Origin of the sequence: Chitinophaga sancti (genome assembly GCF_034087045.1) — a bacterium.
In the GTDB taxonomy this organism is placed as follows: Bacteria; Bacteroidota; Bacteroidia; order Chitinophagales; family Chitinophagaceae; genus Chitinophaga; species Chitinophaga sancti_B.
The window spans coordinates 2384588-2410497 of sequence record NZ_CP139247.1 but is presented as its reverse complement, the minus strand read 5'-3'; the positions used below and the strand labels follow the sequence as shown (position 1 = coordinate 2410497).

At 39.6% G+C, this 25910-nt stretch carries 26 protein-coding genes and 1 tRNA gene; 14 read left to right on the top strand and 13 right to left on the bottom strand.

The features are described 5' to 3' along the window. Window positions 1-28: 28 nt before the first annotated feature. From SIO70_RS10215 to SIO70_RS10170, 11 genes are all read left to right on the top strand, one after another. Entirely contained in the window at window positions 29-409 is a 381-nt protein-coding gene (locus SIO70_RS10215; protein WP_320580765.1) for a hypothetical protein, read from the top strand. Between the two features lie 143 nt (window positions 410-552). Further along, complete coding sequence (locus SIO70_RS10210) at window positions 553-2115, top strand: S8 family peptidase (RefSeq protein WP_320580764.1); 1563 nt, start codon at window positions 553-555, stop codon at window positions 2113-2115. A 200-nt stretch (window positions 2116-2315) separates the two neighbouring features. Further along, window positions 2316-2386: transfer RNA gene (locus tag SIO70_RS10205), tRNA-Gln, on the top strand. A 319-nt stretch (window positions 2387-2705) separates the two neighbouring features. Next, window positions 2706-3068, top strand: coding sequence for a hypothetical protein (locus tag SIO70_RS33395; RefSeq protein WP_414017918.1), 363 nt, complete (start codon window positions 2706-2708; stop codon window positions 3066-3068). 47 nt (window positions 3069-3115) lie between these two features. Then, entirely contained in the window at window positions 3116-3406 is a 291-nt protein-coding gene (gene tnpA, locus SIO70_RS10200) for an IS66 family insertion sequence element accessory protein TnpA (protein ID WP_320580763.1), read from the top strand. A gap of 29 nt (window positions 3407-3435) precedes the next feature. Beyond that, window positions 3436-3789 carry an IS66 family insertion sequence element accessory protein TnpB gene (gene tnpB / locus SIO70_RS10195; protein WP_320578429.1) on the top strand — a complete coding sequence of 118 codons (354 nt, stop codon included), beginning with the start codon at window positions 3436-3438 and terminating at the stop codon, window positions 3787-3789. A gap of 211 nt (window positions 3790-4000) precedes the next feature. Next, window positions 4001-4333 carry a hypothetical protein gene (locus SIO70_RS10190; protein ID WP_320580762.1) on the top strand — a complete coding sequence of 111 codons (333 nt, stop codon included), beginning with the start codon at window positions 4001-4003 and terminating at the stop codon, window positions 4331-4333. An 8-nt stretch (window positions 4334-4341) separates the two neighbouring features. Next, window positions 4342-5544 (top strand): IS66 family transposase, encoded by a 1203-nt coding sequence (gene tnpC / locus SIO70_RS10185; protein WP_320582064.1) that lies wholly within the window; start codon window positions 4342-4344, stop codon window positions 5542-5544. Between the two features lie 16 nt (window positions 5545-5560). Further along, the gene (locus SIO70_RS10180) at window positions 5561-6490 is read left to right on the top strand and encodes a phage integrase SAM-like domain-containing protein (RefSeq protein ID WP_320580761.1); all 930 of its coding nucleotides are present in this window, start codon (window positions 5561-5563) and stop codon (window positions 6488-6490) included. Window positions 6491-7057: 567 nt separating this feature from the next. Further along, a complete protein-coding gene (locus SIO70_RS10175) occupies window positions 7058-8467 on the top strand; it encodes a hypothetical protein (RefSeq protein WP_320580760.1) in 1410 nt (469 codons plus the stop codon). A 168-nt stretch (window positions 8468-8635) separates the two neighbouring features. After that, window positions 8636-9490, top strand: a complete 855-nt coding sequence (locus tag SIO70_RS10170; RefSeq protein WP_320580759.1) for a hypothetical protein — start codon at window positions 8636-8638, stop codon at window positions 9488-9490. Between the two features lie 325 nt (window positions 9491-9815). Here SIO70_RS10170 and SIO70_RS10165 read toward each other — a convergent pair whose 3' ends face one another. From SIO70_RS10165 to SIO70_RS10135, 7 genes are all read right to left on the bottom strand, one after another. After that, a complete protein-coding gene (locus tag SIO70_RS10165) occupies window positions 9816-11564 on the bottom strand; it encodes a DUF6367 family protein (protein WP_320580758.1) in 1749 nt (582 codons plus the stop codon). A gap of 419 nt (window positions 11565-11983) precedes the next feature. Beyond that, the gene (locus SIO70_RS10160) at window positions 11984-12922 is read right to left on the bottom strand and encodes a hypothetical protein (RefSeq protein WP_320580757.1); all 939 of its coding nucleotides are present in this window, start codon (window positions 12920-12922) and stop codon (window positions 11984-11986) included. 266 nt (window positions 12923-13188) lie between these two features. Continuing rightward, entirely contained in the window at window positions 13189-13518 is a 330-nt protein-coding gene (locus SIO70_RS10155) for a hypothetical protein (protein ID WP_320580756.1), read from the bottom strand. Beyond that, the gene (locus SIO70_RS10150; protein ID WP_320580755.1) at window positions 13493-14416 is read right to left on the bottom strand and encodes an IS110 family transposase; all 924 of its coding nucleotides are present in this window, start codon (window positions 14414-14416) and stop codon (window positions 13493-13495) included. Before SIO70_RS10150 ends, SIO70_RS10155 begins: the two co-directional genes overlap by 26 nt. Window positions 14417-14649: 233 nt before the next feature. Beyond that, window positions 14650-15879, bottom strand: a complete 1230-nt coding sequence (locus tag SIO70_RS10145) for an IS110 family transposase (RefSeq protein WP_320577102.1) — start codon at window positions 15877-15879, stop codon at window positions 14650-14652. After that, window positions 15843-16274 (bottom strand): hypothetical protein, encoded by a 432-nt coding sequence (locus SIO70_RS10140; protein ID WP_320580754.1) that lies wholly within the window; start codon window positions 16272-16274, stop codon window positions 15843-15845. The genes SIO70_RS10145 and SIO70_RS10140 overlap by 37 nt, the downstream gene beginning before the upstream one ends. Then, on the bottom strand, window positions 16264-17292 hold the full coding sequence (locus tag SIO70_RS10135) for a nucleoid-associated protein (RefSeq protein ID WP_320580753.1): 1029 nt from the start codon (window positions 17290-17292) through the stop codon (window positions 16264-16266). The genes SIO70_RS10140 and SIO70_RS10135 overlap by 11 nt, the downstream gene beginning before the upstream one ends. A gap of 932 nt (window positions 17293-18224) precedes the next feature. Between SIO70_RS10135 and SIO70_RS10130 the strand changes: the two genes are divergently transcribed. After that, window positions 18225-19421: a hypothetical protein gene (locus tag SIO70_RS10130; RefSeq protein WP_320580752.1), complete on the top strand. Its 1197-nt coding sequence runs from the start codon at window positions 18225-18227 to the stop codon at window positions 19419-19421. Window positions 19422-20143: 722 nt separating this feature from the next. On the opposite strand, the gene SIO70_RS10125 is transcribed toward SIO70_RS10130, so the two are convergent. Next, window positions 20144-20470 (bottom strand): hypothetical protein, encoded by a 327-nt coding sequence (locus SIO70_RS10125; protein ID WP_320580751.1) that lies wholly within the window; start codon window positions 20468-20470, stop codon window positions 20144-20146. Between the two features lie 60 nt (window positions 20471-20530). Here SIO70_RS10125 and SIO70_RS10120 point away from each other — a divergent pair, with 60 nt between their 5' ends. Both SIO70_RS10120 and SIO70_RS10115 read left to right on the top strand, forming a co-directional pair. Continuing rightward, window positions 20531-20848: a transposase gene (locus SIO70_RS10120; protein WP_083730656.1), complete on the top strand. Its 318-nt coding sequence runs from the start codon at window positions 20531-20533 to the stop codon at window positions 20846-20848. A gap of 2 nt (window positions 20849-20850) precedes the next feature. After that, complete coding sequence (locus SIO70_RS10115; protein ID WP_320582063.1) at window positions 20851-21714, top strand: IS3 family transposase; 864 nt, start codon at window positions 20851-20853, stop codon at window positions 21712-21714. Window positions 21715-22207: 493 nt separating this feature from the next. On the opposite strand, the gene SIO70_RS10110 is transcribed toward SIO70_RS10115, so the two are convergent. The 5 genes from SIO70_RS10110 to SIO70_RS10090 all read right to left on the bottom strand — a co-directional run bounded on the left by SIO70_RS10110 (window position 22208) and on the right by SIO70_RS10090 (window position 25747). Then, window positions 22208-22696, bottom strand: a complete 489-nt coding sequence (locus tag SIO70_RS10110) for a hypothetical protein (protein ID WP_320580750.1) — start codon at window positions 22694-22696, stop codon at window positions 22208-22210. 181 nt (window positions 22697-22877) lie between these two features. After that, window positions 22878-23369 (bottom strand): hypothetical protein, encoded by a 492-nt coding sequence (locus SIO70_RS10105; protein WP_320580749.1) that lies wholly within the window; start codon window positions 23367-23369, stop codon window positions 22878-22880. Beyond that, on the bottom strand, window positions 23366-23773 hold the full coding sequence (locus SIO70_RS10100; protein ID WP_320580748.1) for a hypothetical protein: 408 nt from the start codon (window positions 23771-23773) through the stop codon (window positions 23366-23368). Before SIO70_RS10100 ends, SIO70_RS10105 begins: the two co-directional genes overlap by 4 nt. Further along, on the bottom strand, window positions 23760-24611 hold the full coding sequence (locus SIO70_RS10095) for a hypothetical protein (protein WP_320580747.1): 852 nt from the start codon (window positions 24609-24611) through the stop codon (window positions 23760-23762). Before SIO70_RS10095 ends, SIO70_RS10100 begins: the two co-directional genes overlap by 14 nt. A gap of 545 nt (window positions 24612-25156) precedes the next feature. Beyond that, the gene (locus tag SIO70_RS10090) at window positions 25157-25747 is read right to left on the bottom strand and encodes a hypothetical protein (protein ID WP_320580746.1); all 591 of its coding nucleotides are present in this window, start codon (window positions 25745-25747) and stop codon (window positions 25157-25159) included. Between the last annotated feature and the right edge of the window lie 163 nt (window positions 25748-25910).

Sequence of the window (25910 nt, the reverse complement as noted above, 5' to 3'; positions counted from 1 at the left end):
TACTATCTTGCGGCATATTTTTTAATGTATGACAGCAAGCAGTGATCAAAGAACGGCGCTTTATTCAAGGATCTTTATTGCCATCTATACAATATTGATGACGCCCATTGGTGGCGCCATTCTTTTTTGTGTAAACCTCCGAAACACAGGCCGGTTAAAGAGCATTCCCTTTGTCATGCTGGGTGCCATGGTTTTTGAATATTTCCATTTGCAGATGATACTGCAGAACAGGACCGGCAGAACTGACGTCATTTTTGTACCCTCCCTTATTTTTGCTTTTCTATTGAGCTTCCCGGTATGGCGCCTGCTTTTGAGAGGCATACCTCCCTACAAATTATTACCCGCGTGGATACCATTGATTATCATGGCAGTAGTGTGGCTGGCAGTGATTGGGTACTTCAATTTTTAACATTTTTAAAGGTTTATATTGGCTATTTTCGGCCCTTTAAATCCCCTTTGCGCTCAGACAACTTTATCAATAAACAATAAAATCTACCCCGGGAGCACATCTCTACTATTGAACTGCTACTGTGGAGTCAATGAACAAAGCATATGAATATTTTCAAAAACGCAGCCATCGCCGCCGCACTGTTACTGTCAGCCTCCTTGGTGCATGCACAGATGCCCAACTGGCAAAATATGGACCTGCAAAAAGATTCCGTTTTCGGTATCAGTGTAGAAAAGGCGTACAACGAACTGCTGAAAGACAAGAAATCTAAACCTGTAGTAGTAGCCATTATCGATAGCGGCGTTGATACCGCTCATGAAGACCTGAAATCTGCCCTCTGGGTGAACCTCAAGGAGAAAAGAGGTAATGGTAAAGACGACGATAAGAATCACTATATTGATGATATGAATGGCTGGGACTTCATCGGTTCTGCCAAAGGCAATGTAGATTATGACAACCTGGAGCTGACCCGCCTGGTACGTGCAGGAAAGGCCCGTTTTGCCAATCCCTCTGCAGACACCAACGGTCTTTACCAATACAAAAGACTGCTCGATAAATACGAGGACGAGCTGGACGAAGCTAAAAAGTCACTCTACGGTGTGTCCCGTTTCAAAGGCATGCTGGATACAATGGTGACAAAAATGAACAAGGAAAATCCTACTGCTGCTGATTTCCAGACATTTAATGCAGACAATCCGGTAGAAGCACAGATTAAGCAGATCGTAAGTCAGCAGCTGCTGCGCTACCCTGATTATAAAACATTCAAAGAGAGTGAACTGGATAGGGCATACGATCACTTCAAGGAACAGGTAGATTACCAGCTGAACCTTGATTATGATAATCGCGCCATCGTAGGTGACAATTATGCAAATCCTGAAGAACACTATTATGGCAATAACGATGTAACTGGTCCGGATGCGGATCACGGTACCCACGTAGCAGGTATCATCGGTGCTGGCCGGAATAATAACCTCGGTATCAATGGTGTTGCTAACAATGTATTGCTTATGTCAGTGCGTGCGGTACCTAATGGAGATGAAAGAGATAAGGATGTGGCCAATGCACTGCGTTATGCAGTAGACAATGGTGCTAAAGTGATCAACATGAGCTTTGGTAAACCTTACTCTCCAAATAAGAAAGTAGTAGACGATGCGGTGAAATACGCCATGTCTAAAGATGTACTGCTGGTACACGCAGCAGGCAATGATGGTCAGAACACAGATTCTGTGGCTAACTATCCTAACCGTACTTACCTGGGTGGTGGTACTGCTGAGGCCTGGATCGAAGTAGGTGCTTCCGGTCCGGAAGATGATGAGAGCCTGCCAGCTTCTTTCTCTAACTATGGTAAGACTGCGGTAGATGTATTTGCACCTGGTGTAGCCATATATTCTTCTATTCCTGGTTCTAAATATGATTACCATGATGGTACCAGTATGGCGGCACCGGTAGTAACAGGTCTGGCTGCGCTGATCCGTTCTTATTATCCTAAACTGACTGCATTACAGGTGAAAGAGATCATCTTAAAGTCTGTAGTGAAAGTAGCGCATCCCGTAACGATTGGTGATGAAAATGGTCAGCCTAAAGAAACATATATGGAAAATCTGTGTAGAACAGGTGGTGTAGTAAATGCTTACAAAGCACTGCAACTGGCTGCGACTTATAAATAATTTCTTCTTTTTATAAGGAAAGCCCTGCTTAATAAGCGGGGCTTTTTTATTGCCTGATTTTAGTGGTAAGCGCGGGGTTATATCCCCGTCAGTGACAGTTATAGCGAGTGTTTTTGGAAAGGTTCAGAACTTTCTAAAATAAATTTTGCTTTTTATTTTAGAAAGTTATAATTTTGCCGTCCCGAACAACGAATAACTATTGCCTGATAGTATAACGGTAGTACGACAGACTCTGACTCTGTTTGTCTTGGTTCGAATCCAGGTCAGGCAACTCGAAAAAACAAACCTTTTTTTAAACCGCTGAAGAATTCATTCTCAGCGGTTTATTTTTTTTAGATTCTAACCGCTCAAAAAGTCGAATATTCATTTTTTCGATGCTTTATAATCAGTTCTTCTTTGTATCTATTTAATTATCAAACGTCCTCTCACAACCTGTTCTTTTGATGCCCTTCCTTTTTCATCTCATTAGCCTTGTATTGTTTTACACCTTTTTTTACACTTTATCGGTAATCTGTTAATAGAATCACTTAATCAAAATCTATCCTTTTTGACGAAATTTGTACTGCATTAGCGCAAGAAAGGAGGCCTTTATGGAAATACCTGATTTTCGTCCCGTACATAATTGGCGAAATCATATTAACCAAAACGGGCGCTATAAAATTCACATCCGGATACGTATTGGAAAAAGTTGTCGTTACCACGACGTAAAGCTGCCTCAAAAAGTGACGGTAGACGAATGGAGTGGGAAAGAGAATGCCTGGGTTAAACCAGGTCATCCTTACCACTTTGAAATCAATAATGCTATTGATAACACACTCACATTATTGCGTGAACTAAATAAAAGGTACTACACTGCTAAACGACAGTTGACCTTTGCGATCATCTTTAAGGAACTTCAAAAGGAAGCTTGTTCATCCATTTTAAACGTGTACCTCCGAGTAGTTAAAAATTAGGCTGTTTAAAAAAGTTTACTTTCCGGGTTTATCAAAAAAATAAACAAATGGAACAGAAACAATCAAATGGGTTATCGAAGGAGCAAAAGATGTTTGCACTGATAGGCGAACATGAAGGCAGTTCGATGACGGTGAAAGATTTTTGTGAGCTGTATGATCTTTCGCCAGGAACATATCACTACTGGCAAAAGAAGTATCACGCCCAGTTGCGAGATAAGCCGATAGAGCACCAAAGTAGTTTCACATTGCTTAAAGTAACAGAGCCCCAGGAAGAGTCCACCGCCCAGGATCTCTTTGCGGAATACCGTGGAATCCGTTTTACCGGGAGCCATCTGTAAGTTTTTTAAAAGCCTTAATCAGTTAATTTATGTTACAGATTAACAACGGCACCCATTACTGGTTGTATCACAAATGGGCAGATGTTCGCAAGAGTTTTGACGGCTTGAGCGGGCTTGTTACCAACGAACTGGGGATGGAAATTCAGACGGGGGATGTGTTTATTTTTTTGAACAAGCGGCAAACGCACCTGAAGGCATTAGAATGGGAAGGGGATGGTTTTAGCTTATACTATAAGCGATTAGAGGAAGGCACCTTTGAGTTACCGACAGGTATTATGGAAGGCACTCACAGTAGCATTACAGCTAAACAGTTAAGTATGATCTTACAGGGTATCTCTTTGAAGAAAGCGTTTCTGCGCAAGCGATACATTGGTACGATGTGATCCATCAGGATCATTGTGTGAATATATTTGACGTTGCCATCTATAAAAAATGGCAACGTTTTTTTATTTTAAGAAAAACATGTCGGGTTATTAACATTTTTCGGTGCCCTTTTTTAAAATCATTTTTCAGGGTGGGTTTATTCACTTTAGACTGTATAACTTTCGGTTGTAGGCTATATGCTAAAATACAGTACTGTATTATCTTTGCACCATGTCAGCAGCAACGGAAAATATAGATTACAAAGTGCTCTATGAGCAACTGCTGCCGCTTTTAAAATCTCAACAGGAAAGCAACCTTCAATTACAAAACCAGGTAACCCAGCTACAATACCAGTTGCACCAACTCACGAAGTTATTAGGTGGTTTTAAGTCTGAGCGTTTCATCCCTTCCGGGGCACAAGTACAGCAAGAGTTGGGACTGAATTTTGAAACAGCTTTTGCTACTACTAACCTGTCTGATGTTCAAAAAATAAGCTACGTCAAGGCCAGACAAGCCCCCGGGAAAACGGCTTACAAAACCCTTTCCCGGAACATTTACGCGTAGAAGAACAGATCATCGAACCGGATGAAGATGTAAGCCATTGTGAGAAGGACGGAGAGGACATTAAAGAGCAACTCGGCTGGAAACCGGGCGAGATATTTATCAAACGTACAGTTCGTCCCTGTTATAAATGCCCGATTCCCGGCCAACCTGGCCAGCACCGTATAGTAGCAGCCAGACAACCGGCACAGGCATTGCCAAAAAGCATAGCAACACCTGAGTTGCTGGCACAGATCATCATCGATAAGTTTATTGATCATAAGCCCCTGAATCGCCAACTGGACAGCTTCAAACGAAGTAACATCAGCATTGCATATTCTACTATTACTGATTGGGTACGCCAGGTAGCGAACGTTGTAACGCCATTAGGCCATCTTCAATTACATGAAATGTATCAGCAGCAGTATTGGCACGGAGATGAAACCGGCATAGCGGTACTGGACAGCCAGGTGAAAAAAGACACACACCAGGGCTACTATTGGACATACCTGACCGGAGATGGACGTTTAATCTACTTTGACTATCACCGCGGAAGGGATAAACCCGCAGCCGAAAATATATTGCAACACTTTAAAGGACACCTGCAGGTGGACGGCTATGAAGTCTATGACAAGCTGAACATCAAAGGAATGATTATATTCTTTTGCATGTCTCATGCGCGCCGTAAATTTTACGATAGTAAAGAAAATGATAAGGCGCGGGCTGAACATGTGCTGACTGAAATAGCCAAATTATACAAGGTGGAAGAGGAATGTAAAGAACAACGACTTGATGAGGAGCAGATCAAAATACGGCGCGCGGAGAAGTCTTTGCCCATATTGAAGTCTTTGGGTGAATGGATGAAGCAGGAATATGTAAAGCTTCGCCCCAAAAGTCCAATTGCCCAAGCTATGGCTTATAGTATCAAACGTTGGGAAGGACTAAGTCTCTATGCTACTACCGGGCATCTTCATATAGACAACAATCCGATTGAACGCTGTATGAAAAATCTGGCTGTCGGACGCAAAAATTACTTGTTCTGCGGCTCTCACGAAGCAGCCAAAAGAGCAGGCCTTTTATACTCGTTACTGGTTAGCTGCAAACTGAATAATGTTAATCCCTATGAATGGTTGAAGGATATGTTAAGTCACAACATCAATGAGCTGACTACCTCAAAACTTAAATCTTTATTGCCTCACCGCTGGGAAAAACAAGAAAGCAACACTACCGCTTAAGGCAAAGTTAGCAATAATGGGAATACCCTTATTTAAGCTACTCGGAGGTACACTTTTAAACACCTATTTCCACCAAATCGTCATCGATCCTCCAGAAGCGCTTCAACCAGCTACCATTGGTCGCTATAAATCTGCGCTTATTGCTCTAAATAAGTTCCGGCATGAGTTATTTTTTTATGACTTAGATGAAAAATTGTTTTTGGAGCTTTGTAAGTTTATGAAAAGAGAAATGAGCCTTAAAGCATCTACGATCTTTGGTTATTTTAATGCTTATAGGAAAGTAATTCATTGGGCACAGTTGGATGGATATATAAGTCCTTTACAGGAGGATGCTATCTTTTCAAATATTCATATTTCCAGGGGTAAGACTATCAAAGATCACTTGGATGTGAATGAAATAAGAGCATGGAAGGAATATAAATTTGATAACGACAAGCAGGAACTGGTTAAGGTTCAGGATATTTTCCTGTTGCAGGTTTACACCGGATTTTATTACAGTGATCTTAAAGCCCTTCAGAAATCCGAATTACATAAGGATCAGGAATACGGTTACTTTATATACCGAGGACGGTTTAAAAACGGAAACCTTGCAATTGTTCCCCTCTGGAAATTCCCTTATGCAATAGAACTTATTAAGAAATATTATAGCCTTCATCCCAGCGACCCATATTTACTGGATCGAGATGTCTTCACTGAGGACCAAGTATACAACCGACAACTCAAAGAAATAGCCAGCCTGTTACAATGGCGGCGGAATGTGCGAAATAAGCTAGCTCGCCAAACTAACAGTCAGCTTTATATCCGTTATGGTGCTAATATTCCTGTACTATCCCGTATGTTGGGGCATCAAAAGCAGGAAACTACAAGTGAATACTTTGAGGTAAGCCTTGCTGATGTGATTGAAGGGACCCGGAGCATTAATTTTGAACAATTAGGTATTTGCTAGAATGAGAACTAGGAAGAAGAAGGTTTTATATTTTTCATCTTTGAAATCCTAGTTTTTTCTGGAAAGCCAGCTGACATATTATTTTTAAAAGAGAACCTATTTTAGATATTGATTTTTCAACCATCGGCAAAAGCTATATATTTAATTAAAAATCATTTTATTATACATTATTTAACAATACACCATTGATACCTTTTCTAGTAAAAAAGGTATCAATTCAGACATGTGGCTGCCTATAATAAATATCCAAAATTACCGCTACCAATACATATTTCTATATCTGGTATGTCACCAACCAATTAGATATTTAAAAGGATACCAGAACGAGGTCTACACTAATGTCTACTTCTAATATCAATCTGGTGAATGCACCTATTCTGATTATGTAAATCCTTAACTTAGGAGAAACTACTTACAAATTAGATAATGGGATTGAATAGTAAACATAAAACCTTTTTCATAAAAGATGTCACTGAAATGGAGGTTTGCGGCCAGAAAATCTGGCATGTCTTGGGGTCCGAATTCAGTTTGCCCACCGATTTTCAGCGGTTACAGTATGACCATAATATGGAAAACTGTGAAAATTGCAAAGCGACCTATGAAAATGAATTGGCAAGGCTTACCAAAAAATTTGAAAGATTTCCTCTTTGTTGCGCAGCCCATAGTCGTTTAGCCAACGAAAAATGGTTCAACAGAAAAGATTTCGAATCTGTCCCTAGCCTAAATGCAGAGAAATTGATATATACTTACCATCATATCCTGCAATTTGTGTACAATGATAGATGGAGACAGGAAGTTTTCGACTTCTTGGAATATATGTTTAACACCTTTGGCAGTTTTCCGGTTGACTATGGTGAATCTTTATTCTTTGGTGATTTTGCCGATAATCTGGTGAGTCTCATTGATAATGGAATTACCGATCAATCTAAAAAAGAAGAGATATTAAAGTTCATCACAGGTTTTAGAAATCCAACGCCTAAGAGCAAGTCTGATTTTAATATTTTGGTGGCCATATATAATAAATGGCATAAAACATTTCCCTTTGAACTTAGTTTTTTTTCAAAATTAAAAGAGCATTTCGAAAACAATATCCCGATCGTAGATAACCTTCACACCAATAAATATTTAGGGTTAACCAAAGCCAGACTTAAAACCCAACAGGAGCTCATCAATTTGCTGATTAGTATAACCGAAACAATCTTATTAGAAGTAAATACCCAAAAGTTGTATGAACTTGGGGTAATAACTGATTTTGATAAAACGGAAATGGAATTGGTACTTCAGGAAAGAAAACAAAAACTAAAAGAAGGTTACCGGAATTCATCTAAAAGCTCTGATACACAATACCGAAAAATTTTAAAAGAGTGGTTTAAAGACGAAATCAGTTTCATTCAAAAAATCCGCCCGGTAGCTGAGCGAATAGCAAAAAAAGAAATGGCATTACTTGACGCAATATTGATGGCCTGCTGTAAAATGCAGGAAAACAAAGTATTCTGGAATGCCGATGAAAATACAAGAACCAGACAGATTTTAGATCTGTTGTCGACTAACTTTTTTACTAAAGACCAATCCATGTATGGTGTATCCGGGACCGGTAAAAAACAAGGTGAGGTCGATGGGGTGATAACAGACAGCAATCAAACAGAACATTTCGTTGAAGCTTTTAACTTAGAAGGGATGAACAGAAAAGTTATCAAAAACCATATACACAAGCTGGAAAGCAACTACGATTCAAAAGGTCTTCCCTATAAGTACGTAATAATTTATTGTAACGTTGAAGACGGAAAATTTAACCAGCTACATGTTGACTATAAAGCCTACATAACAGGAGAACTCGAATTTCAATTTATTTTAAAAGAGACCGTTGATATGGATACCCATTATACAAATATGCGCGTTTTAAAAACATGTCATAAACGGGAAAATAAAAATGTCTTTTTACACCACATACTTATAAAAATGCCCGTTGTGAGTTAACCGATAAAATCATCAAAGCAGGAAAAGTGATAAGAAAAACAGGTACTCCTAGTAGGAAACCGAAATATTTTTAAAAAATCACTCAACCATTTTATTGCAGGAATTGTCGTTTCCATCACTACCAATGAAATGCTATATCATCATATATTACACTAATATAATTTTAATATGAACACCAATAACGGAGAGTTTATAAACGCAGTAAAAGGAAATGTTGCCTTTTACTTACCACAACTATTTGAGTTTATTCCAGAAAGTGAATCTTTCTGGAATGATGCTGATAAAAGGTTTAAAAATAAAATCCAGGAAAGATTAACACTTGCCGCAGGTGAAAACATCCAAGTAGAGATTACCATATTTGATATAATATTTTTGGTTAAACAGGGAAACATTGAGGCATTCCGGTTTTTAAACTTTGTACGCAAAATGTTCTCACACCTTTTTAATAACCTACAACCAGACGAACGGACAATGGTAAAAAAGACCTTTAAAACCATTTTAAAAAAACTTGATTTATCGTATATAAACTTCGTTGGTGAACTGGCGGTGTTAAATAATATCATGTCAACAAAAAAGTACCGACTGGAGACAGTAGAGGCCTCTCTTACCGACAGCCTTAACACAATTGATTTTAAAGTCAGGGACCTAAAAACAAATGAATCTCATTTGGTAGAAGTAGTTAACATACATATTGATTCTGATAAAGTGCAGACAAATCCTGAGTTGATTAAGGCATTCTTTACTCATCGCCTGTCAAAAAAACTTAAAAGTAAGCAAACCCAGCTTCCCTTCGAACTGATCACTGTGCTTTGGGGAAAATGGCAGGATTTTAAAGTCTACACAGATTATTTTAAGCAATATCCCATGCACTTAGATAATGTACGTGAACCTATGGCCTATCTTACTTTTACAGAAACGGACAATGGCAGCAAATTTGAGAACCGGTTTATGCGTATCAGCAGGCTTTTTGATGAAAAATGGCAAACCTCTGGGGAGTCCAACGAAGATAGCAAGCAACATTAGCATTACCGGTTGCATATTTTTCAGAACCGGGTCCAAAACAATTGATCAGTTTCGCTTAATGGCAGATACGACAACAGTATTACCTGTAAAAGCAAGCACCTAAGTCAATGATACTTCCTGATAGTAGAAAGAATACAAATTAACCGTAAAATCTACCCCGAACCTTTCAGATAACGACATGCCTTATATAACAATACTAATGTAGGCATCCGGATCGGATAGTCTTTTAAGACAGGCTATGTCAAAATTGTCTTTACTCCGCGCCCCTCCCACTATGATATTAATAGGCCACGGTTCTAAACCGAGAATATATCGCAGCAACTGATCAGAGTCCCGCTTCCACATCTTCAGGTCTTACTTCTTTGGTCAGAGGAGTAATTTTGCAGGAGATTATATCCAGTGGAAAATCACCTTCTTTCAACAAAGTCTGCGTGTAGGCCAAGCGAGTCTTATACTGTAATACCACATTATCTGGAATTCTCAATACTTCTCTAGCGATCCTGCGAGCTTGCTTCATTCCAACAAAATTCTCATTAAAGGAGCCCGCATCATGCCGGGTTCCGTCAATGTTCCAGGAAACCTGCTCTTTTTTGGATTGCCTGTGCTGCGGATGGGAGATATGGATATGTATCTGCCCTGCCGGTCCTGCGGGGTCAACTCTAACTTTATAGTTTCCAAAAGGAGCATCAACCCATTGGTTATTGGGATAACCTCTGATCCAGAGCTTATTGACAGTTTCATTATTGGTAACTATTTCCATCTCCTCTAAAATCCATTCGTCCTGTTCAATGGTAAAATTATGAAGACCAAAAGATGCCCAGATGGCACCAAATGCACAGGATGGATCGAGATGGGCCTTTTTCCAAGGGGCGGTTGAACAATCAGTATCTAAAGGCATCTTCCGATGAGATTTAGCACACTGGGGCTGCAGAGCGCAACATGTATCCGCCTCCAGCAGTGTTGCGTGTAGCTGTATTGCAGCGCCTAAAATTGTAGGATCAATGCCCCCGGCTGTATTCTGTAATGAAGCCGGTACATGAAACCACCGATTTCGCAGATTGTTTATTATTTCCGGCATGCCCAGATCATCTCTGAATCCAAGCAGATATTCATTAAAAGGTTTCTCCTGCTGATAAAGCTTCAGCATCATCATTGGCTCATTTGTCTGCCTGTTGTACCCCTGTTCAATTAAGGTTGTTATCCAGTTCAGGTTATCTATAAAAGCAGCATGGCCCTGTAGCTGCCCCAAACAATGCAGTACTTTTTTCTTATAATGAGCGAAACTTTCCTGACATCTCCACATTTCTTCTAGAATGGGCAGACAGAATTCATAGATAGCCGAAGCTGACTTCGGATCCGGCATAGCCTTACCCAGCTCTGTCAACAAAAAAACAAACATCCAGCCAGGATACGGTGTTTTTAATGCGAGGTCACAAACAGAAAACACATACTCTTCATTACTACCTATACCTGGACAAATTAATGCTGCAACCCTTACAGCGATTATATAAGGCACCTCCGGTACAGCACTCTCGCCAAAAAACTTTTTTTGAATAAGATAAGTCATCGTTTCAATGACTGCCAAGGCGCCAAAACCATATTCAGATTTTTGTCCATTTGCATCCGCTATTTCCAGTTCTACAAACTTCACATTTTCGCTCTCCGAGATATCCGAGAAATCGGTTCTTGCTTCAATTTTCACCTGAACCACCTCGTAAGGAACAGCTGCCGGTTCATTGTCGAACCCGCAGTACTGACCGCCGAAAATCAGGTCGATAAACCTCTTCTGCCGTTCCAAGTACTTTAGCTCAGCCACCTCCCCCAATGGAAGCCGGATAACACTTCCATGCGTCTGGGCATATTGGATCAATTGAACAGTACTACCGTAAAGCTGCCACATGACATTAACAGTAAAGGGAGAAGTAACATCCTGAAGAAAATGAAAATATTCATGGTAAAACGCAGCCAGTACTTCAGGCGGTAAATCTTTTAGTTCAGCAAATGAGTGATCTGTATCAACGTAAATACTAAACAGAGAAAGATTGTAAGAACCTTCGGTAAAATTAAAATACATTACAAAGTAATTTAGTGTAGTCCTGCGACATAGTAATAATATTGTAACCTTGGAAAATAATTTTTTTGTGTACAAAAGCTTCACATAATGCCCCTAATACCATTAGCTTGGGGTTGGTCTAATCTTTCTTACACACAGTCCATCTGCACGATTTAGTTTGATGCTGGACTAGTCAAACATAACCAAATTGGCCAAAAAATAATAAAGGCATTCATATTATCCTCGCAGCAGATAAAAATTTATTTAAAAGACCTAATGAAACAATCGAGTATTTCCGGACTCTAATTTGTTTACTTGCGAATATAGACTTAAATGCGTAACCGATACCACTTCACAGAGTACCCCAAAGACGGTGTTTACTGGTCGCAGGAAATTATTTATCAAAAAGCATTTGCATTGGATGTGTCCCAACCGGCCAGTCAGCGCTTTTTGCTTTTGCTTGCAGCGTGAGCTGCATCCGCTTTTATATTTGCAGTCGTATCTATAACGGCAGTCACTGGTTTATTTGGTGATGGAATAATCCTTACCTGAAAAGTATCAATTACTTTATTGTGGGAGTGTTGCAGAGAATCCTCTTTCGCCTTTAGTGCAGCTGCTGCAGCCTCCCGAGCTACTGTTTCGAGTTTAACACTATAACCGATGGTAAAAAGTAAAAATAAAACAAGCAGTCCAATTAAAACACCACTGAGTAATGTTCGCAATTTCTTAATCAACAAAATTTTTCCCTTAATCTTATTAAAGTCACCTTCAAATTCGCTGTAGACTACCTGATAAGTTGTCCTGATCCGGTTAGACTCAGCCGTTACATCCTGGTCTGTTGTATCAATATTGTATTTAATAATGCCCAGAATCTTCCATGCCACATATGTATACAAGCCGTAGGATATTAATATTACAAATAGAATCCATGCACTATCTTTTACCTGAAAGCCTGCAAATACAGATGCTGCAAATGTGAGCGGAAAAGCCAGTACTTGTTTATTGAGTGATTCGATGTTTTTTTCTAGGCTTTCAAAATACTTTACCTTCTCTTCCTTAAATTTGGATTTGATCTTTTCAAACGCAAATTTCTGCAGATAGATTTGTAAGTCCCGGTTAGCTAGAGAAATCAGTGCTGCCAGTCCAGATACAAGTTTCCAAAACCGGTCACTAACCACTGCAGAATGCGTTCCTTCAATGACCACATCTTTGAAAAAAGCAGCAAACTCTATTTTATCAAACCCTTTGACGAGTTCCTCATATTCCAAAATCAGACTACCGACAGTTGCTACCCGGGCCTCGGAAAGTGAGTATCCGATATGGTAAGGCCCTTTTTCGGCAGAGAGAATAGCAAACTGATGGTCCATCACATAATGCAAGGACGTAAATTCAGGTTTGCTTAATAGAAAAGCCAGAATCTTCCGGTAGTATATATAATTAAAGATCGGTAAATTCCGGGCGGCAGGCTGCTCCTCTTTTCATTGAAAATAGTTAGTCTGTGTCATAATTTTGATATGACTCTATATGCTTAAAATTTTCATTTCGTGCTTATAGCAACAATCGTTTGTACTTAGAGTCTTAAATCAGTTTTCTTTACAGGCTTAAAAAGCACCAATAAGAGGTCGATTTTTGTAACTTAGTAATCTTATTGAGATGGGGGTAATGCCTCAAGCTCGCGCAGGCGCCTGAGATAATTATTTATCTGCGCCTGCTTTCTTTTTTTAAGCCACTCCTGATTATCCGGTTCCATATATGGCACTCTATTTTTGAGTATAAAATAAGTGGCAATGAGGATTTTGTGTGCAATGGCGATAAGAGCACGTTTTTTACCTCTTCGCACACTTAAAGAGTAATATCTTCTTTTCAGATAAGATTCCTTTGTATGTACAGCGGCCCAGGCCGCCTCCACCAGTGCTGTTTTAAGAGAACTGTTGCCATGATTGATACGTTCACTTTTTTTTTCCGGCACTTTCATTATTACCCGGACATAAGCCACACCAACTGGCTAAATGATGCTGATTTGGGAAGGCATGCATATCTGTACCTATTTCGGCTAAGATGGCTGTAGCTGTTTGTTTTTGTACTCCGGGAATAGTCTGAAGTAATTTTACTTCTTCTTCCCATTTTCTTAAGTACTGATCAATACGGTTATCTACCTGACAAAGCAGTTCATTTAGCTGTAAGATAGCAGCTTTAGACAGGTTGAGCATAAAACGGTGATGCTCATTAAGATTACCTTCTAAAGCAAGAATAAGTTCTTGCTTCTTGATTTTGAGCCTACCTTTGGCCAGATTGGCCAATATCATGGGATCCTGTTCTCCATCAATAATAGCAGAGATCATTGACCAGCCGCTTATGCCGAACACATCACTGACAACGCTGCTCAATTTGATATTGGCAGTCTCTAAAATGTTCTGTAATCGGTTATATTCACTGGAGCGTTGGCCTATTACTTTACGTTTGTATCGGTACAATTCCCGTAATTCACGAGTGTATTGGGGTGGAATAAAACTTCCTTTTAGTAGCCCGCTTAGCAATAATTTTGCAATCCAGGCACTGTCATTACGATCAGTCTTATGACCCGGCACATATTTAATATGCCGGGCATTGACCAAAATAAGTTCAAAGTGAGGTTCTAGTATATTAAAAACAGGCTTCCAGTAAACACCCGTGCTCTCCATTGCGACATGTGTAATGCCCGATTCTTCCAACCAGGCTACCAGGTCCTTAAGTGAACTTGTGAAGGTGCTAAAAGTGCGGGTTTGTTCCTGCAAATTATCACCCCTGATGGTAGCTACTACATTCTCCTGGTGAACATCGAGGCCACAGCCACGACTCACAACCTGTTCAAAACTGATATGTGATTGTTCCATGGTAGTACTTTTGTCGAAGGTACCACCATTTTCATAGTCGTTTGTGAATTCGGTTCATGAGGGTTTTCTTTGAAAATAGTTAGTCTGTGTCATAATTTTGATATGACTCTATATGCTTAAAATTTTCATTTCGTGCTTATAGCAACAATCGTTTGTACTTAGAGTCTTAAATCAGTTTTCTTTACAGGCTTAAAAAGCACCAATAAGAGGTCGATTTTTGTAACTTAGTAATCTTATTGAGATGGGGGTAATGCCTCAAGCTCGCGCAGGCGCCTGAGATAATTATTTATCTGCGCCTGCTTTCTTTTTTTAAGCCACTCCTGATTATCCGGTTCCATATATGGCACTCTATTTTTGAGTATAAAATAAGTGGCAATGAGGATTTTGTGTGCAATGGCGATAAGAGCACGTTTTTTACCTCTTCGCACACTTAAAGAGTAATATCTTCTTTTCAGATAAGATTCCTTTGTATGTACAGCGGCCCAGGCCGCCTCCACCAGTGCTGTTTTAAGAGAACTGTTGCCATGATTGATACGTTCACTTTTCTTTTTTCCGGCACTTTCATTATTACCCGGACATAAGCCACACCAACTGGCTAAATGATGCTGATTTGGGAAGGCATGCATATCTGTACCTATTTCGGCTAAGATGGCTGTAGCTGTTTGTTTTTGTACTCCGGGAATAGTCTGAAGTAATTTTACTTCTTCTTCCCATTTTCTTAAGTACTGATCAATACGGTTATCTACCTGACAAAGCAGTTCATTTAGCTGTAAGATAGCAGCTTTAGACAGGTTGAGCATAAAACGGTGATGCTCATTAAGATTACCTTCTAAAGCAAGAATAAGTTCTTGCTTCTTGATTTTGAGCCTACCTTTGGCCAGATTGGCCAATATCATGGGATCCTGTTCTCCATCAATAATAGCAGAGATCATTGACCAGCCGCTTATGCCGAACACATCACTGACAACGCTGCTCAATTTGATATTGGCAGTCTCTAAAATGTTCTGTAATCGGTTATATTCACTGGAGCGTTGGCCTATTACTTTACGTTTGTATCGGTACAATTCCCGTAATTCACGAGTGTATTGGGGTGGAATAAAACTTCCTTTTAGTAGCCCGCTTAGCAATAATTTTGCAATCCAGGCACTGTCATTACGATCAGTCTTATGACCCGGCACATATTTAATATGCCGGGCATTGACCAAAATAAGTTCAAAGTGAGGTTCTAGTATATTAAAAACAGGCTTCCAGTAAACACCCGTGCTCTCCATTGCGACATGTGTAATGCCCGATTCTTCCAACCAGGCTACCAGGTCCTTAAGTGAACTTGTGAAGGTGCTAAAAGTGCGGGTTTGTTCCTGCAAATTATCACCCCTGATGGTAGCTACTACATTCTCCTGGTGAACATCGAGGCCACAGCCACGACTCACAACCTGTTCAAAACTGATATGTGATTGTTCCATGGTAGTACTTTTGTCGAAGGTACCACCATTTTCATAGTCGTTTGTGAATTCGGTTCATGAGGGTTTTCTTTGATGACCATCTCGCCACCGGGCATCAGTAAAATAATATTAACTTCCTGCCAGCAATCCTTATAGCGCACATAACTGTTTTCTGACTGAAAATGCACCTGGTCATAAAATACCAAATTGCTTGGTCCTGCATCCTTGTTCAGGTTAAAGAATATTTCATCCTTATCTCCATCTTCCTGAATCCGTAATTCCTGCAGGAGGTTACTCAAACGATTATAAGTATCATTATCGAAATTGGTAACGCTTAAGATTTTAGAGTTCCAATCATGTGGATGCTTTATTTTATCGCCGAGAATTTTTAAAAATTCCTCAGTTTTACTCTCCATTTTGCTGTGTTGTTATTTGTTGAACAAGCTCAGGTGATCGAATCACAATCTGATCGTTTTGTATCCTTACCAATTCTCCGTTTATTTTATCAAGATCGATAGTTAAATGTACACCAGGGATAGAGGCCTTTATACTGATCACTTTTTGCCATACAGACTTATCCCGCTTGAATTCATTGTCGATAACAATACGATGCTGATCAGCTACATCAAACAATGTTCGCCGGCGTTCCTCACCGTAAAAATGGGCTCCCATATCCATCAAACTTACCCGTTTATTGGGACTCTGCTCAACAAAATTGTAACAGGCTTTGCGAAACGCATCCACAGTCGGGAACTGATCCCGCCCCTGCTCATCTACCGGCATGGGCAACTCCTTTACAAGTTTAACCAGTTCACGAGTGTTTATTGTATTGGTAATAATTTCAGCTACGGACACCCAGCGTTTAAAATAGGAAGACAATTGATCTTGTTGAGAGGTGATCAACGCAATACTGTTACGCGCATCGGTATCATCTTTATAGATTCCTACATTCAAGCGGAAGCCTGTGGCGATCTTATCAAAGTTGAGCGACTCTGTCCCGGAAGCTGTAAACGTATTGGCAACCTTTACAAAATTAAATCCGTTTTTATGCCGTAGCAGGATCACGGCAACACAACGCCTGCCGTGGTCGGTATAATCTGCAAAGCAGTAAAAACCACCGGTTGCTAAAAGCACTTCCTCAATGAGCACCTTTAACGCCTGCATCGACTCAACAGAAAATGTATAGAAGCTCTGGTCAGTACCTTCCTCCAGATAACGCTTTAAATGAGTGCTGAATACCGTATCCGCATCCCGAGCGAAATGGGTATTCTTCAGGGAGGAGGATACACTGTACACGGTGTTAATGCTTTCCACCAAGCTTTTGAAGATCTCAAGGTCCTGGATAGCTATGGTAGCCGACAGGTCAAGGGTCGTTAAGGTTTCATGTGCTATTTTTTTGACCTCATGAATGACAACGCGATGTAACTCGAACATACTGGTTTTAATTTAGTCAAAGGGTATCTTAGATTCAACATACCTTTTAAACCTCCGGGTAGCCGAATTGCGACCACGTTATCACACCCACAAAATACTAATTTTTTTAGCAACCTCAAGACATCCGGAAGATTTCCAGGCATATGAAAGCCACATGCCAGCAAAGGCCTGACCTAGAGCGAAAAGGAAATTGGTAACCAATAACCGCTAACGGTGGTCATTAAAGCTCAATTTGGACAAAATGTTAATAGATCATTTGAAGTTAGCTAATTGCGGTAAGGGAAAAGAAAAATACGGCAGGGGAAAAACACCCTTTTTTTCTTCGCCTACGAAAAAAACTGTTTAAAGTAACAGCCGAAATCTTAGGATATAGCGACAGGCAAGACTTGGCAGGTCCCTGACTATTAATTAAAATTGCAGTAGTCGGGATAGGGTAACATAAAAAGGCAAAATCTAAACAGAGAGGTATGCACCAGTCATGGCTGCTCGTGGCGACCCAGGTAGTTTAATGAAACAAGCGCCAAACTTTCTGCCGTTAACTTGATGCCGGGAACGAGCGGAACACCATTCAAGACTTGCGACCTCTATGAGTTTTTTTTTGATCTACTGGAGCGGCATTACCCATACTGAAAGGGAGCCTTCCTTCAGATCACATAACATACCCACGAGGTAGCCAGTTGCACTAAAAACGGCAGAACCACTCAGGCCCACCGAGTCCCTTCGATTAGTAATTATTTTAGGAGTATTAAAAGCCAGAAATCCTTGGCTTCGGTGACTATGCCTTTCAACGACTTACCTCTTTACTATATACATATAAAACAATTAGCCATTTGGCTAAAAAAGAACATCATTCTTGATGCTGCGACCTGTCTAAATGAAGAATTGAATAGCAGTTGTTTGTATTTTTATACCTAGTAATTGGTTATTAAACTATGGCAAAACAGAAAAAAACTAGGATACCCCGGGAACTGTGTTTCGACTATCCCTTAACTTGGTTCACTGATCCCACTCATATACCCAACCAACAGCTTGTACAGGCAACTATCCAATGGTTTGAAACCGGCGCCGGAAGCAGAGCATTTACAACATTAGAATTTTTAAACCTGCTATACAAGCAGCGTCAGTTCGTTATGGAAAACATCTATACACCGGACTCCGTGAAAAACCACTTCGATAACCTTCCACTATCAACGCTTGAAAAACACATCTTAACCGGATTTATTCTGAAATGGACTGGCGGCTATCCCGTTCACTGCCCCGATAGAGAACAGGAGAAAACCTTAAAAGTTATTGAGGCCATATTCTTACATGATGAGCCCGACTCTCCTGAGCATACATTCTGCTTAGCTAACATGAACCAGCGAAAACAGTTTATGAAACTGGGTATAGCTCTTACCACAGCTATCAATCACGGCCTAGATGCGGCAACATTGCTCACCGATATGGATCAGGCAGAACATGATAAGCAATATGAGCAATTTGAAGATTTATTCTCGGCCGCTACCATCATGGGAGCCTCCTTAGGGCCTTTCAAAAATGAAATTCAATACCAGGCTGCCAAAAGTCGGCACGAGTTCGGATTTAATAGCTGGTTATCAGACTTTAAAGGGTGGTTGCTGGGCGATGAGGAAGCTTATAAACCTCACCTCAATCGCTCGACGTTTATAGAATACTTGCGATATGACAGAGAACAGGAGCTATTGAGGACGAATCAGTTTAATGCGCAAAAGGCCCTCTGGAGCTTGGATGATCCAGAGCCATCTTGTATCGACAGTGAATCAGAGCCAATTTCCCCCTCCCCTCAACAACAAGCTGTACGAAAGCACCTGCTACCATTTCAGCCGCTGTTTCAAAGTGAGCAGGAGTTTGAGCGCGCTGTTGTCACCCTTTCTGAGTTTTTGGTTGACCGGCAATACAAGAACGTGCAAGAAGTGTTCATGCGGAAAAAATCCGTCAAAACATTATCATTTGCCTTGGGAGAAATCTGGAGAAACAGCTACAATGAAGTAATTCCATTCTCTTATTTGAATTTGTGTAAACGGCTGTTCTCAGTTCTTTCAAAATATGACATCCAGGAAACAGGATATAAAGGCTCTAACCTATATAAATATTTCATTTCCCCTGTATAAAACCACAATTTTCATCTCCCCGAAATCATTTTTTTTATCCCTTTTTTCACTGTGTCTCTTTGATGAAATTTCATTCATATGAACAAAAACATCAAACGGACAAAAAAAATGGGCGACCATGTAACAGAGAGACAACGGTTTTATTCATTTCTTACAAACCGCATATGTACATGCTCGGAGGCTGCTCAGGCACTTGGAATAATGCAAAAAAATCTGTGCCGATACAAGCGATATTTTGAACGCAAAGGTTTACTATGGGAAGTATTTCGGTCCAACTGCCCCATTACCGGCTATCAAGCCTGGCACATCACGACCAATATAAATTTTTGTCAAAAACAATGTGCTTAAAAACATGAGCTGACCGAAAAGGTCAGCCCATGTTTTGCCTAATATATAGTTATGCTATAAAAGTTATCCACTGAAATAGCCTCCTTTCCCTTTCTTTCTAAAAAACTGGCATGATATTAATTAATAGCTTAAAATCCGTATATGCTATTAATTCTTGTTTTTCACTCTAAAAACGGATTAAAACACTGTTATCCCTCTTTTACACCTTGTTTTACACCTTTTCTACAACAAATTGATTATCAATTCCGATTCAAATCTCATTCGGGCAACAAAACACCCACTCAATGAGTGGGTGTTTTTATTTTACTCAGTTCCTTCTAATGCTAACTTTATAGGAACCAGCCGGAAGGTGCTTATATTTATCAGTATACTAATTAATTGGATGCAGAAATCCGTCGGCTCAAACCAGGCCAATATTTCACATACTCAATATCTATGGAATCTCCTACCTGTAATTTAGGATCTTTTGAATCATTTTTATATGCTTCCCCATTAACATAAAAAAGGTATGAATAAGAGCTTTCACGACTTACTGGGCTATTACCCATATAATTTTTCTCATCAATAATTACAGCCCTCGCCCGCTGTGCATCATGCTTTAATAAATATCCAGTTAGCTGCCCTTTACCAACCTTATAGACGATATAACCAAACATTATTAAAAAAACAATAATTGTCAATATACTCTTTAATTTATTCATGGCGTTTTATGAGATGCACCAGTAAAACCGGACAGTCAATTTGCTTAACTTTACGAAGCAATGACAACGAAAAAGACAAAAAAGACGCGTAGGAAGTATGATGCCACCTTCAAGGCAGAAGTGATCAAAATGGTATCCTCAGGACGTTCAGTTTCTGATGTAGCCCAAGCCATGGGTATTGGGGAGAACCTGGTCTATCAATGGAAGAATGCAGAGAAGGCCACCCGTCAAACGCCCAGAGAGGGCGGCAACGAGGTATCAGGCCAACCAGACTTATTATCGGAAAATGAGCGATTGAAAGCAGAGCTACGTCGCGCTGAACAGGAGCGCGATATTCTAAAAAAAGCCTTGGGAATTTTCAGCCGGGGGAATCAGTAAAGATCTATGCGTTTATTGATACTTTAAAAGGCCAATATCCACTTCAATTGCTCTGCGATGTGTTGTCAATAAGCCGAAGTTGTTATTACGAATGGAAGAAAGAGAAGACCTATCAACCAAACCCTGACAGCAAGAGGTTAGAGGAGCAGATAGTAAGTGTTTTTAAAGAAAACAGGCGTCGATACGGCACTCGAAGAATCCTCAAAGCTCTTAACCAGGAAGGCGTTAAAACGAGCGTTTTTAAGATCAGAAAGACAATGTTGAAGAACGGATTAAAAGCAATTCAACCGCGATCTTTTGTGCCTAAAACCACCGATAGTCGTCATCCTTACTTAATAAGTCCGAACGTATATAAACAACGAGGCTTCCCAGGTAAGATAAATGAAACCTGGGTTGGTGACATTACCTACATTCCGATGGCAGATGGAAGCTTCCGTTACTTGTCTGTATGGATGGACTTATACTCACGTAAAATAGTGGGCTGGGAAGAGCAGGACCACATGAAAGAGTCTCTGGTAATCACATCGCTAAAAAAGGCCCTTAAAGGACGACCGATTCCCGAAGGAATGATCATACACTCTGATCGGGGTGGTCAATATGCCGGGACTAAATTTCGTCAGCTTATCAATAAACATAAACTCATCCAAAGTATGAGTGATGCTGATAACCCGTATGATAATGCCCACATGGAATCCTATTTTGGCCGATTTAAGGCAGAACTAATGGAAGGTGGTGCATTTGAATCTGCTGAAGATTCCCGTACCGAAATTTTCGAGTATATCGAAATGTATTACAATCCCAAACGATTGCACTCGTCACTTGGATATTTATCACCAAATGTATTTGAACAAAAACTAGCAACATGAAATTAATGACGATAAAGCTAATATATCGGCGATATGCACTTAATAACGATAATTATACAGATAGTTAACGTAATGCTCTTTTTGCTGGCGGCTATGTCTGTTATTCAAAGAACTATAATGCTCCGATGTCCGGAAATATTCCTGGCAGGTTGCACCTCTGCAGCGCCTGATTCCGCTTCTTTCCGGCAAAACAAAGATAATGATTTATCCTACAAAAGCATCTATGTAATAATGGCTAAAAGCCAATGTGGATAAGTGTTTCTAAGGCGTTGTGGTTTTAAGAAAAAAAAGAAGCAAAAAAAAGAAAAATAGGTATGCGCTGCGCGCATGAATCTTTTTTATTAGGTTTGTGTAGGCATAGCATCAAAACATGTTTCTCTATTCTATAGAATTAATCTAATACTTTAACCTAAACAAATACACTGTCCGGATAATTCAATACACCTCATTACCCCCGTTTTCTCTTTTACTTTATCCTTGGTCGCATTAGTAGTCATTTTAACGGTACTTTCAAGGGTACTCTTACTTCCTCTGCTACTTTCTTAATGGCTTGATTAGTGCTTCTTGTAACCCTTCCTCCAGCAGCCCTAACTACACTTTTAGCGGTTTTATCAATTTCGCCTTTATTAACACCAACTTTAGACAAAATCTTACCGCCCTTATATGCCAAACTCACAGCTGCTGCGTCAACAGCTAAATCCACTACTGTATTCTTAACAAGATTAACCGCATTTTTCTCCACCTTAACCTGCAATCCATCTTCAGACGTCTTTACTTCTAAAGCATTGTTAATTGCCGCTGCGCCTACCTTTAAAGCCGTTTTTGCTGCAATCCTAGATACAACACTTCCGCCACTTGTAACGGCACCTCTTATTGCAGCTATGCCAATTGATAGCAAATTAATATTATTGGTCCAGGGATTATCGTTTCCTTGAATGTAGTTTGAATCAACTTGCTCTCCATAATCAACAGCTGCTCCCACTATAGCACCTATAATATTACCCCATCTCTTCCCGTCTATATCACTATTCTTAATTGGGTTATTAACCGTATAATGATATAGAGTCCAGCTTTCTTGTTCTCCTTCATCGGGTAGGGGGATAACTGTAAAAAAGCGTATGCCTCATAAAAATTAAAGCCCCTCACGGGGCTTTAATTTTTAGTTATTTTACTTCGATGTTGTCTTTGTATTTTACCTTTCTAATTGTATCTCCTGTTTTAGATAAATAAACCCATGTGCTATCCTTTATCCATATATCTTCTTTAGTACCTTTTCTATCAATACTCCTATAATATTCAATTCGTTTGCCGCCTGTACTTTTATCTTTATCAAATGTTAGCACTTTATACCGTTTTCCATTTTTATTAAAAATCCATTCAGAACTTACATTTTCTTTAAATGACATAATAATCATAAAAACCATTATGCTTATTAAAGGCGTTGCAGTGAAAACCCCAATCTTTTCAAATATTGTTTTAGGGTAAATAATTCTCTTAATCAAGAAAAAAACTAATAGGAATGCTGCTATACCCCAAAACATAATTATAAAGTAGTCATAACCCAAAGAACTGCTGGGATCGTCTTGACCTAATTTTATTAAGCCAATAATAATAGCATAATAAATAACATTAAATAGAATAATTGTTTTGCTCATAGCAGACGATTATAATACTCCCCACTTTCATTACTTGTATAAATATAAACAAATCCTGTTTTTTTAATAACAAACTTCTCTACCGTCAATGTTTGCAATTCATCAGGATTTCCCTGTACCTGTTTCACACCACTATTATCATCTACCATGTTGAACAGGTCGTCAAAAAGTACATAGGTGAGATACGCCTTTGGTTTAGTAGCAAGGTTCTCATCCGCATCCTTGCTGATCAACTCTTCGTACTCACTGGATGTATATGCTGACGAAATAGCGGAATTTGTACCTGCAGCCGCATGTGTACCATCAGAGATAGTGGAAGAACTGAATGCCTGTACAAGTGCGGCTAGCATACTGCTTGTGGTCGTACTGGAGGTGCTGGCTGCCGTGCTTTTATAAATACACATTCTCCCCACTTTCATTGCTGGTATAAATATAAACAAATCCTGTTTTTTTAATAACGAACTTCTCTACCGTCAATGTTTGCAATTCATCAGGATTTCCCTGTACCTGTTTCACACCACTTTTATCATCTACCATGTTGAACAGGTCGTCAAAAAGCACATAGGTGAGATACGCCCTGGGTTTAGTAGAAAGATTCTCATCTGCATCCTTGCTGATCAACTCTTCGTACTCACTGGATGTATATGCTGACGAAATAGCAGAATTTGTACCCGCAGCCGCATGTGTACCATCAAAGATAGTGGAAGAACTGAATGCCTGTACAAGTGCGGCTAGCATACTGCTTGTGGTAGTACTGGAGGTGCTGGCTGCCGTGCTTTTGTAAAATGCTTTGACCCCCAGCTGCAGGGTATCCCCCGCCATGACCCGTAATACAATGGATGGACCTATTTTTTCACCACTTTCTGCATTCAGCCTGGCTACATATGCATTTGGATTGGTAGTTTCATCCGTAGGATAGCCAGCAGGAAGCGCCGTGCGGGTATTGTCTATGTTACTGAATAAAGCATTTTCAGTCGCACTGCTGGCTGTCTCCATGGTAGCGGCGTATACGCTGGTGTCTGCATTATCTCCCAATACTACCCTGACATTGCCCAGGTGATCTTTTTCAAAATAATCCCAATGATAAACGAGGGCTTTGCCGGAATCGTATTCCGGACGAATACGGCCTTCTTCGTCAATAATATATCGTAAGGTGTCCCGTTCATACACTAATCCTTCTATGTAGAAGCAAATTTTTGTAATATCCAGCTCCTTCAGCGCATTACTACTAATCCCCGCCATCGTCAACCCAAACGGGTAATAATTACCGTCTTCCTCTCACCATCTTCAAAGAACTACTAATACCCTAAAAATAACGGTTCCTTTTTTCAATTGAATATATTAAAACTGCAGATGTGCTGGCCATTTCGATTGATTTCTTCGTAGGTAAAACTAACCTCATCTTGGATAAGGCTACATGAAAACAGTTGGAAGATATTAACACCCTCCCGAAAGAGGCAAGAGGATATATCCTCAAACTGATATGATGATTCGGGACTTTAAAAATAAAACTGCTTATAATGACATGATATAAGCCTCACCATTTCTGGCAAAGCTTATATCATGTCATTATGCAAAATAATCAGATTAAATCAAGAAATGAAAAGCCGCAGGCGTTTGCCTGCAGCCAATATACTTCAATCAATCCACGCTTTAAACAATCAGTGAAGTAACCCTGTCAAATGAAGTTTTACCTCTTTCAACATATTCATGTTTTTTCACAATCACAAATGCGTAATTATAGGGAGACCGTTTTCTATTATTCTCGCATTTTACATGTCAATGTTTTATAAAGTCTCATTTCTATCTAAAACTTCCGCTACCCATGAGTCTGCGTTTAATGATAATCCAGTGAGATATTTAGACTGTTTAACCTTCTCTTTTTCAAATTGCGAGACAATTAAGTAGCCCATATTGACGCCTCGTTTATTTTTCGAATATATATCATTGTTTAATCGCAGTTTCATGTCCTTTAAAACTTCGGTTAGTTTCCAGTCGTATGATAATCGTTGGTAAGTATACAATACTAAATGGCTACTATCACTTACATCTACAACCAAAGCAAGACTTCTGGTAGGATCTGTTTTTGTATTAGTCTCAATGATAAAATATTTGTTAAAAAATAAAGGATTAGATTCCTTTATTTTATTCAGGAGATCACATCTCAATTCTATTCTGGATCGCTCTATTTCTGAATCTCCTAAAACTGCTAATAATTCCTTATAAGCATTTCCTGAAAGTAAATGGTTTTGTTCTAATTGACATTTTACATCATTTATCGTTGCGTTTTCCCAGTCCAGACATACTGAATCTTTCAGTATAGTTATATTTTGATGGAAAAAGATTGTTATTAATAGACAAACACTCGTCATACTCATGGGTGTAATGTTGGTTTTTTGGGTTCTTTTAATAGCTTAGTGTTATAATGGAACTCAAATGATTTAGGTATCGGGATTGCCCTTGGGGTTACTCCCAGTTCACTCCTAATAATTCTTTCCCTTTTACTAACATTTAATTCATCCTGACTAATAGTTATCCCTT